8 protein-coding genes and 1 pseudogene are annotated in these 9,554 nt (G+C 64.1%); 6 read left to right on the top strand and 3 right to left on the bottom strand.

All coding sequences use genetic code 11. The features are described 5' to 3' along the window. The first annotated feature begins 326 nt into the window (after window positions 1-326). From PMN64_RS39940 to PMN64_RS39930, 3 genes are all read left to right on the top strand, one after another. Window positions 327-1,253 (top strand): SMP-30/gluconolactonase/LRE family protein, encoded by a 927-nt coding sequence (locus tag PMN64_RS39940; protein WP_411784713.1) that lies wholly within the window; start codon window positions 327-329, stop codon window positions 1,251-1,253. Between the two features lie 133 nt (window positions 1,254-1,386). Then, the gene (locus tag PMN64_RS39935) at window positions 1,387-1,980 is read left to right on the top strand and encodes a GNAT family N-acetyltransferase (RefSeq protein WP_304496883.1); all 594 of its coding nucleotides are present in this window, start codon (window positions 1,387-1,389) and stop codon (window positions 1,978-1,980) included. A gap of 28 nt (window positions 1,981-2,008) precedes the next feature. Then, complete coding sequence (locus tag PMN64_RS39930) at window positions 2,009-3,652, top strand: GMC family oxidoreductase (RefSeq protein WP_411784712.1); 1,644 nt, start codon at window positions 2,009-2,011, stop codon at window positions 3,650-3,652. 206 nt (window positions 3,653-3,858) lie between these two features. On the opposite strand, the gene PMN64_RS39925 is transcribed toward PMN64_RS39930, so the two are convergent. Together PMN64_RS39925 and PMN64_RS39920 are read right to left on the bottom strand one after the other, a co-directional pair. Further along, entirely contained in the window at window positions 3,859-5,361 is a 1,503-nt protein-coding gene (locus PMN64_RS39925; protein WP_411784711.1) for a flavin-containing monooxygenase, read from the bottom strand. Window positions 5,362-5,451: 90 nt separating this feature from the next. Further along, entirely contained in the window at window positions 5,452-6,294 is an 843-nt protein-coding gene (locus tag PMN64_RS39920) for an AAA family ATPase (protein ID WP_411784710.1), read from the bottom strand. A 365-nt stretch (window positions 6,295-6,659) separates the two neighbouring features. On the opposite strand from PMN64_RS39920, the gene PMN64_RS39915 reads away from it, so the two are divergent. The 3 genes from PMN64_RS39915 (at window position 6,660) to sseA (ending at window position 9,337) form a co-directional block, all read left to right on the top strand. Continuing rightward, the gene (locus tag PMN64_RS39915) at window positions 6,660-7,835 is read left to right on the top strand and encodes a vWA domain-containing protein (protein ID WP_411784714.1); all 1,176 of its coding nucleotides are present in this window, start codon (window positions 6,660-6,662) and stop codon (window positions 7,833-7,835) included. A 132-nt stretch (window positions 7,836-7,967) separates the two neighbouring features. Beyond that, complete coding sequence (locus tag PMN64_RS39910) at window positions 7,968-8,381, top strand: rhodanese-like domain-containing protein (protein ID WP_375763469.1); 414 nt, start codon at window positions 7,968-7,970, stop codon at window positions 8,379-8,381. 98 nt (window positions 8,382-8,479) lie between these two features. Continuing rightward, a complete protein-coding gene (gene sseA, locus PMN64_RS39905; protein ID WP_411784709.1) occupies window positions 8,480-9,337 on the top strand; it encodes a 3-mercaptopyruvate sulfurtransferase in 858 nt (285 codons plus the stop codon). A gap of 18 nt (window positions 9,338-9,355) precedes the next feature. Here sseA and PMN64_RS39900 read toward each other — a convergent pair. After that, window positions 9,356-9,554, bottom strand: a pseudogene (locus PMN64_RS39900) (hypothetical protein); the annotation flags it as partial.

The raw sequence follows: 9,554 nt of genomic DNA, 5'->3' as shown, positions 1-9,554 counted from the left end.
CTCGGCTACAAGACGCCAATCCAGGCCCTTGCCAATCAAACGGGACCAAACACGAAAGCAGGGACCCATAACCACCGACGCTGATTGTTACGCGACGTTGGAACGACGAGTCCCGTTCACAACACGGGCCGCGGAGTATGGGTCCCTGCTTTCGCAGGGACGACAGGGGCATTTGCGGCGCGCCCATCCCACCTCAACGCCGGGCAGCCTTGCGGGGCCATTGCTTGGCAAGCCAAACCCCGTTTGCCATAACAGGATGAAACAACAACGTTGCGCGTGCGGGGCCGTTCGGAGTCCGCCTGCAGCCAAAGAGCCGGGAGGATGCCATGGCCAATATCCGAGTTCTCGCCACCGATCTGGAGTTTCCCGAAGGTCCGGTCGTCATGCCCGACGGTTCGGTCGTGCTGGTCGAAATCCGCGGCCAGCGGCTGACGCGGGTTTATCCCGACGGGCGCAAGGAGATCGTCGCCAAGGTGCCAGGCGGCCCGAACGGCGCGGCGCTCGGACCCGACGGCAAGATGTACATCTGCAACAATGGCGGCTTCTCCTGGATTCCGACCCGCAACATGATCATGCCGGGACCGCAGCCCGAGGATTATCTCGGCGGCTCGATCCAGCGCGTCGATCTGCAATCCGGCAAGGTCGAGACCGTGGTGACGAAGTGCGGCGAGCATGAGCTGCGCGGGCCGAACGATCTGGTGTTCGACAGGCAGGGCGGCCTGTGGTTCTCCGATCTCGGCAAGCGCCGCGCCCGCGACATGGATGTCGGCGCGTTCTATTATCTGAAGCCCGGCATGAACGAGATCGTCGAGGCTGTGCACGGCATCCTGCCGGCCAACGGCATTGGTCTCTCGCCGGACGAGAAGACCGTCTACATCGCGGAGACGCCGACCGCGCGGCTGTGGGCGTATGAAGTTTCAGAGCCCGGCACCGTCAAGCCGCGCGACGTGATCTATCGCGGCGAGCGCGGCAAGCCGATCGCCGGCCTCGGCGGCTACCAGATGTTCGACTCGCTCGCCGTGGAAGCGAACGGCAATGTCTGCGTCGCGACGCTGGTCTCGGGCTGCATCTCGGTGATCGCGCCCGACGGCACCGTGGTCGAGCAGGTGCCGACCGGCGACCGCGTCACCACCAATATCGCCTTCGGCGGCCCCGATCTGAAGACCGCCTACATCACGTTGTCGGGCAAGGGCGAGCTGATCGCGATGGACTGGCCGCGGCCGGGATTGCCGCTGAACTTTCTGAATAGATGATCGCGCCGGCCGTCATTGCGAGGAGCGAAGCGACGAAGCAATCCATCGATCCGCATATGTGGACCGATGGATTGCTTCGCTTCGCTCGCAATGACGGCTAAGGTGGTGCCGGACTACAAACAAAGGATACAAAATGCCCTGGCTTGAACCGGTCACCCTTCGCGGCGCGCATGCGCGGCTGGAGCCGTTGTCGCACGATCATCGCGACGGGCTGGTCGATGCGGTGAAGGACGGCGAGCTGTCAAAGCTCTGGTACACCGCGATCCCGCAGCCGGAGAACATGGCCAAGGAGATCGACCGCCGGCTCGGCCTGCAAAAGGCCGGATCGATGCTGCCGTTCACGGTGTTCGACGCCGAGGGGCGGATCTCGGGCATGACGACCTACATGAACGTCGACACGCCGAACCGTCGCGTCGAGATCGGCTCGACCTGGTACGCCAAGCGAGTGCAGCGCAGCGCGGTCAACACGCAGTGCAAATTGCTGCTGCTCACCCATGCCTTCGAGAAGCTCGATTGCATCGCGGTCGAGTTCCGCACGCATTTCTTCAATCACCAGAGCCGGCGCGGCATCGAGCGTCTGGGTGCGAAGCAGGACGGCATCCTGCGCAGCCATCAGATCGCGCCCAACGGCACGTTGCGCGACACCGTGGTTTACAGCATCATCGCCAGCGAATGGCCGACGGTGAAGGCGCATCTGACCTATCAACTCAACGAAAAGCCGCGCTGACACTTTGGTCGGCGCCAGAAGCGAGACGATGGAAACGTTCGATTATGTGATCATCGGCGCAGGCTCCGCCGGGAGCGTGCTGACCAACCGGTTGAGTGAAGACGCGGGCACCAGCGTGTGCGTGCTGGAGGCGGGGCCGAGCGACTGGCATCCCTACATCCATCTGCCGGCCGGCTTCATCAAGACCTTCCACATGAAGAGCGTGAACTGGGCCTACCAGCAGGAGGTGGGTCCCTACACTGGCGGGCGCAGCATCTATGCACCGCGCGGCAAGACGCTCGGCGGCTCGTCCTCGATCAACGGCCACATCTATAATCGCGGCCAGCGCCAGGATTTCGACACCTGGGCGCAGCTCGGCAATCGCGGCTGGGGCTATCCCGACGTGCTGCCCTATTTCCGGCGCATGGAGAGAAGAATCGGCGAGGGCGACGACACCTATCGCGGCCGCGACGGCAGCCTCACCGTCACCACGATGGACTGGCAGGACCCGCTCTGCGAAGCCTTCATGGCGGGCGCGGTCAGCCTCGGCATTCCGCGCAATCCCGATTACAACGGCCAGATCCAGGAAGGAGTGTCGTACTGCCAGCGCACCATCCTGAACGGCCGCCGGGTCAGCGCCGCGACCGCGTTCCTGCATCCGGCGCGGCGGCGGCCCAATGTCGACGTGCGTACGCATGCCCATGTCACGGGGATCATCTTCGAGGGCAAGCGCGCGGTCGGCGTGCGCTATAACCGCGGCGGCAAGCACGGCGATCCCCTGGAGATACGCGCCACCAAGGAAGTCATCCTTTCCGGCGGCGCCTACAACTCGCCGCAGCTGTTGCAGCTCTCCGGCGTCGGCGCGCCCGAGCTGTTGCAGGCGCACGGCATCCAGGTGCGACATGCGCTGCCGGGTGTCGGCGAAGGCCTGCAGGATCACTACGCGCCGCGCTCGGTGGCGCGGGTCAAGAATATCAGGACCATCAACGAGCTTCGCCGCGGCTTCAGCCTGTGGGGCGAGGCGATCAAATGGGCGACGACGCGGCGCGGCTTGCTGTCGCTGTCGCCGACCATGGTCTACTGCTTCTGGCATTCCGGCGAGACCACCGAGAGCTCCGATCTGCAGCTCACCTTCACGCCGGCGAGCTACAAGGAAGGCGTGCAGGGCCAGCTCGAGGACGAGCCCGGCATGACGGTGGCGTCATGGCAGCAGCGGCCGGAGAGCCGCGGCTATGTTCGGATCCGCTCGGCCGATCCGTTCGCGCCGCCGATCATCCAGACCAACTATCTCGCCGAGGAGATCGACCGCCGCGTCGTCGTCGCCGGCATGAAGCTGGCGCGCCGGCTGCTCGCCTCCGAGCCGCTCAGTCCGTATTACGCCTATGAGGACTTTCCGGGCCCGAAGGTCACGAGCGACGACGAACTGCTCGCGGCCGCGACCCAGCGCGGCACCACGACCTTCCATCCCGGTTGTACCTGCCGGATGGGACCGGCGGACGCGCCGTGGGCTGTCGTCGACGATCAGCTTCGGGTCCATGGCATGGAGGGCCTGCGCGTGATCGACGCCTCGATCATGCCGCGGATGATCTCCGCCAATCTCAACGCCTCGACCTTGATGATCGCCGATAAGGCCTCCGACATGATCCGCGGCAAGGCGCCGGAGGCCGCCGCGAAGCTGCCGGAATATGCGTGAGGGGATAGAGGCGTACGACGATAATCGTTCAGCGTCGTCCCGGCGAAGGCCGGGACCCATAACCACCGATGGTCATTGTTGCGTGCTGGCGGAATGACGAGTCCCGTCCACAACATCCGCCACGGAGTATGGGTCCCGGCTTTCGCCGGGACGACAGCAGAGTGTGTGGCCGTTAGCGCCTCAGGGTGACGGAATAAAAAAGGAGCTCAGCCGTAGACGAACGCCTTGTCCTCGAGGTCGATCGCCGGGAATTCGTCCTTCTCGGCCCAGTAGTCCTGGTTGTGCTGCCACTCAGGCTTGTCGCCGCGCTTCGGCAAGAGGTGCATGCCGCGCATCATGTAGCCGGGGTTGAAGTTCTCCGGATCGATCCACGGCAGCAGCGGCATGTTGTGGTCTTCGGGGCGCAGCTCCGGCGTCACCTTGTTCGCGCCGGTCGCCTTCATGTGCTGCAGCAGGCGGCAGACGAAGTCGCCGACCAGATCGACGCGCAAGGTCCAGCTGGCGCGGAAATAGCCGAACACCCAGACGAGGTTCGGCACGCCGGTGAACATCATGCCGCGATAGGTCACGGTATCGGCGAAGTCGAGCGGCTTGCCGTCGATCTCGAAGTCGATGCCGCCATTGGCGGAGAGGTGGAAGCCGGTCGCGGTGATGATGATGTCGGCCTCGAGCTCTTTGCCGGACTTGAGCAGGATGCCCGTCTCGGTGAAGCGGTCGATCTCGTCGGTGACGACCGACGCCTTGCCGCCCTTGATCGCGTGGAACAGGTCGGCATCCGGCACGAAGGCGATGCGCTGCCGCCACGGCCGGTAGCTCGGCGTGAAATGGGTGGCGATGTCGTAGTCCTTGCCGAGGACGGCTTCGACCGCTGCCAGCAGGTCCTTCTTGGCGCCCTCGGGCTCGGCGAAGGTCCGCCTGGTGAAGGCGTCCTGCTCGAACAGGATCTTGCGGCGGGTGATCTCGTGGATCCAGTGCTCGTCGACCTGCAGCCTGCGCAGCTCCTCGGCGATCTCGATCGCGTTGCGGCCGGTGCGGAAATAGGTCGGCGAGCGCTGCAGCATGGTGACATGGCTGGCGTCCTTGGCCATCGCCGGGATCAGCGTCGCCGCGGTGGCGCCGGAGCCGATTACGACCACGCGCTTGCCCTTGTAGTCGAGGTCGTCGGGCCAGGTCTGCGGATGCACGACCGTACCCTTGAACTTCGCCATGTCGGTCCATTCGGGCGTATAGCCCGCGTCGTGGCGATAATAGCCCTGGCACATCCAGAAGAAGTTGGTTGTGAAGCGCAGCCGCTCGCCGGTGTCGATGCGGACAGCATCGATGGTCCAGAGATTGGTCTCGTTCGACCACTTCGCCGCGGTGATGGTGTGGCGATAGCGGATGTGACGGGCGAGGTCGTTCTCCTCGATCACCTCGCCCATGTATTTCAGGATCTCGGAAGCACTGGCGATCGGTGCGCTGGTCCACGGCTTGAAGCGATAGCCGAAGGTGTGCAGGTCGCTGTCGGAGCGGATGCCGGGATAGCGGTGGGTGGACCAGGTGCCGCCAAAAGTCTTCTGCGTCTCCAGCACCACGAAGCTGGTGCCGGGGCATTGCGTGGTAAGGTGGTAGGCGGCGCCGACGCCGGAGATGCCGGCGCCTGCGATCAGGACGTCGAAATGCTCTGTGGTGACGGGCTCGGCGGCGCGGATCTGGGTCTGGACGTTCATCTTCCCTGGTCTTCTTGCTTGTTGGCTTGTTTGTTGAGCTGCAGAAGCAAAGCGCCGGAGCCATCGCCCCGGCGTGTACCGATATCGGAACTAGACTTCGCGGCGGCTGAGGAAAGCCAGCCGCTCGAACAGGTGCACGTCCTGCTCGTTCTTGAGCAGCGCGCCGTGCAGCGGCGGGATCAGCTTGCGCGGATCGCGCTCGCGCAGCATCTCGGGGGTGATGTCCTCGTTGAGCAGCAGCTTGAGCCAGTCGAGCAGCTCCGAGGTGGAGGGCTTCTTCTTCAGGCCCGGCACCTCGCGGACCTCGAAGAAGATCCGCAGCGCCTCTTCCACCAGGCGCTTCTTGATGCCGGGGAAGTGCACGTCGACGATCTTGCCCATCGTCTCGCTGTCGGGGAACTTGATGTAGTGGAAGAAGCAGCGGCGCAGGAAGGCGTCCGGCAGTTCCTTCTCGTTGTTCGACGTGATCATCACGATCGGGCGCAGCTTCGCCTTGATGGTCTCGCCGGTCTCGTAGACGTGGAATTCCATGCGGTCGAGTTCGAGCAGCAGATCGTTGGGGAATTCGATGTCGGCCTTGTCGATCTCGTCGATCAGCAGCACCGGGCGCTTCTCGTTGGTGAAGGCGTCCCACAGCTTGCCGCGCTTGATGTAGTTCTTGATGTCGGACACGCGGGCGTCGCCGAGCTGGCTGTCGCGCAGCCGGGACACCGCATCGTATTCGTAGAGGCCCTGCTGCGCCTTGGTGGTCGACTTGATGTGCCAGGTCAAAAGTGGCGCGTCGATCGCCTTGGCGACTTCCTCGGCCAGCACGGTCTTGCCGGTGCCGGGCTCGCCCTTCACCAGCAGCGGGCGCTCGAGCACGATGGCGGCATTGACGGCGACCTTGAGGTCATCGGTGGCGACGTAGTCCTTGGTACCCGTGAATTTCATCTATCTGTTTGCCTTGCTTCGTTCGTCGGCGGCCCGGGCCCCCACACGAAACGACCGCTCTCGCAGCGGTCGCATGTCCTCTCCGAAATCTTGTCCGATACAATTCTAATTGAAAAAGCCGGGCGGTCTAGCGCGGATTCCGCAGCGCAGCGGTACCGATGTGGGCTTCCGCATGGAATGTCATGCATCATCTTTCCGCTCTGCGGAATGATCGCCGGCGTGGCGCGACCTTGCCGCGATGGCGCGGGCGCCGCCACGGACCGACGGCGGTGGAGGTAACCCGGTGAAAATGGATAGCTGATCTCGGGATGAAGCACGGCCGGGGGCCCTTGACGCCACCGGCCCAGCGGGCGATCTAGGTGGGTATGTTCCTGCAGTTTTTCACATCGCTGCGCGACGCCCAGGTCCCCGTGACGCTACGGGAATATCTGACCTTGATGGAAGCGCTTGACGCCGATCTCGCCGAGCAGACGGTCGAGAATTTCTACTATTTGTCGCGCGCCGCGCTGGTGAAGGACGAACGCAATCTCGACAAGTTCGATCGCGTGTTCGGCACCGTGTTCAAGGGGCTCGAGAGCTTGCTCGACGCCATGGGCAAGGCCGATATCCCCGAGGAGTGGCTGAAGAAGCTCGCCGAGAAATATCTCACCGAGGAAGAGAAGAAGCAGATCGAGGCCATGGGCTGGGACAAGCTCATGGAGACCTTGAAGAAGCGGCTCGAGGAACAGAAGGGCCGCCACCAGGGCGGCAGCAAGTGGATCGGCACCGCCGGCACCTCGCCGTTCGGCGCCCATGGCTATAATCCCGAGGGTGTCCGCATCGGGCAGGAGAAGAACCGCAACAACCGCGCCGTGAAGGTGTGGGACAAGCGCGAGTTCAAGGATCTCGACGGCAATGTCGAGCTCGGCATCCGCAACATCAAGGTCGCGCTGCGGCGGCTGCGCAAGTTCGCGCGCACCGGCGCGCCGGACGAGCTCGACCTCGACACCACGATCAAGGAGACCGCCAACCACGGCTATCTCGACGTGCACATGCGTCCCGAGCGGCGCAACGCGGTCAAGGTGCTGGTGTTCTTCGATATCGGCGGCTCGATGGATTCGCATATCGAGCAGGTCGAGGAACTGTTCTCCGCCGCCAAGAGCGAATTCAAGCACATGGAATATTTCTACTTCCACAACTGCCTCTATGAGGGCGTCTGGAAGCAGAACAAGCGGCGCTTCACCGATCGCACGCCGACCTGGGACGTGCTGCACAAGTATCCGCACGACTACAAGGTGGTGTTCGTGGGCGACGCCTCGATGTCGCCTTACGAGATCATGGTTCCCGGCGGCTCGGTCGAGCATGTCAACGAAGAGGCCGGCTCGGTCTGGCTCGACCGCATCATCCGCACCTATCCGCACGCGGTGTGGCTCAATCCGGTGGCGCAGAAGCACTGGGACTATTCGGAATCGACCACCATCATCCGCCGCCTGTTCTCAGAGCGCATGTATCCGATCACGATCGAAGGTCTGGAGAACGCGATGCGGGAGCTGGTGCGGTAACCAATCCCGTCATTCCGGACGGTCCGTTGGACCGATCCGGAATCTCGAGCTGATGAAATTCGATCGAGATTCCGGATTCGATGCTGCCGCATCGCCCCGGAATGACGATCAAGAAAAGCCAGGGAGAGCCCCATGCCCCAGAACATCCACCGCGGCATCAAGGTGATGATCGACGAGGCCAATGCCGAGATCGAGACCATCAGTGCGGCCGATGCGATCACGCTGATCGGCAAGAACGACGTCGTCATCGTCGACATCCGCGATCCCCGCGAGATCGAGCGCGACGGCAAGATCCCCGGCGCGTTCTCCTGCACCCGCGGCATGCTTGAGTTCTGGATCGATCCGAACAGCCCCTATGCCAAGCCGATCTTCCAGGAAGACAAGAAGTTCATCTTCCACTGCGCCGGCGGCCTGCGCTCGGCGCTCGCCGCCAAGACCGCGAAGGACATGGGCCTGAAGCCGGTCGCGCATATGGGCGGCGGCTTTGCCGCCTGGCGCGAGGCCGGCGGGCCGATCGAGGCGTGGGAGCCGAAGAAGAAGGCCTAGGCAGGATGTCACACGCGGCTTGACCCGCGTGTCCATCGCTTCACGGCAAGATGGATTGCCGGATCAACTCCGGCAATGACGATGGAGAGACACGCAAGATGACGACGACCGACGATCCGCTCGTTTCGACCGAATGGCTGGCTGCGCATCTCGGCGATGCCAACGTCAAGGTGCTCGATGCGACCTTCAAGCTGCCGGGCGTGCTGCCGCTGCCGAAGGATGATTATCTCGCCGCGCACCTGCCCGGCGCTGTGTTCTTCGACGTCGATGCGGTGTCCGACCACTCCAATCCGCTGCCGCACATGTTTCCGAGCGCCGAGCAGTTCGGCCGCGACGTCGGCGGGCTCGGCATCAGCAGTGCCGACACCGTCGTGATCTACGATTCCGGCGGCTGGGTTGCGGCGCCGCGCGCCTGGTGGATGTTCCTGTCCTATGGCCATCGCAACGTGCGCATCCTCAACGGCGGCCTGAAGAAGTGGCGCGCCGAGGGCAGGGCGGTCGAGAGCGGCGAGGTGAAGCCGAAGCCTGCGACCTTCAAGGCGAGCTACGATCCGCAGCGCGTGCGCAGCATCGAGCAGATGATCGCCAATGTCGAAAGCCGTGCCGAGCAGGTGATCGATGCGCGCGCCGCCGATCGCTTCGAGGGCCGCGCCCCGGAGCCGCGGCCGGGCATCCGCGCCGGCCACATCCCAGGCGCTCGCAACGTGCCCTACAACCAGCTGTTCGATGCGGCGACCGGCGAGATGAAGCCGCTCGATGACCTGCGCAAGTCGTTCACGGGCGCCGGCGTGAAGCTCGATGCGCCGATCGTGACGAGCTGCGGCTCGGGCGTCTCGGCCGGCGTGCTGACGCTTGCGCTCTACCGGCTCGGCGTCACCGAGACCGCGCTCTATGACGGCTCGTGGTCGGAATGGGGGCAGGCGAGCGGCCCGCCGATCGCGACGGGGCCGGCCTGACAGAGTAATCCTTGCTTGCTAGCGTCGGGTGAGCGGCACCAGGGTCGGCTGGCCGAACGGATCGAGCTGCTGCTGAACGACCTGCCGAACCGGTTGCGCGCGGACAATCCGCCGCCGCTCCTTGCGATGTGCCGGCTTGCTGACCGCGTTGCGCTCCGGCTTCTTCGCCTCGATGGCCCTGTCTCTTATACACATCTGACGCTGCCGACGACCATGG

It is taken from the genome of Bradyrhizobium sp. UFLA01-814, assembly GCF_046718885.1.
GTDB lineage: Bacteria > Pseudomonadota > Alphaproteobacteria > Rhizobiales > Xanthobacteraceae > Bradyrhizobium > Bradyrhizobium elkanii.
The sequence above is the reverse complement of the archived record's forward strand: the minus strand, read 5'-3'. Positions and strand labels throughout refer to the sequence as shown.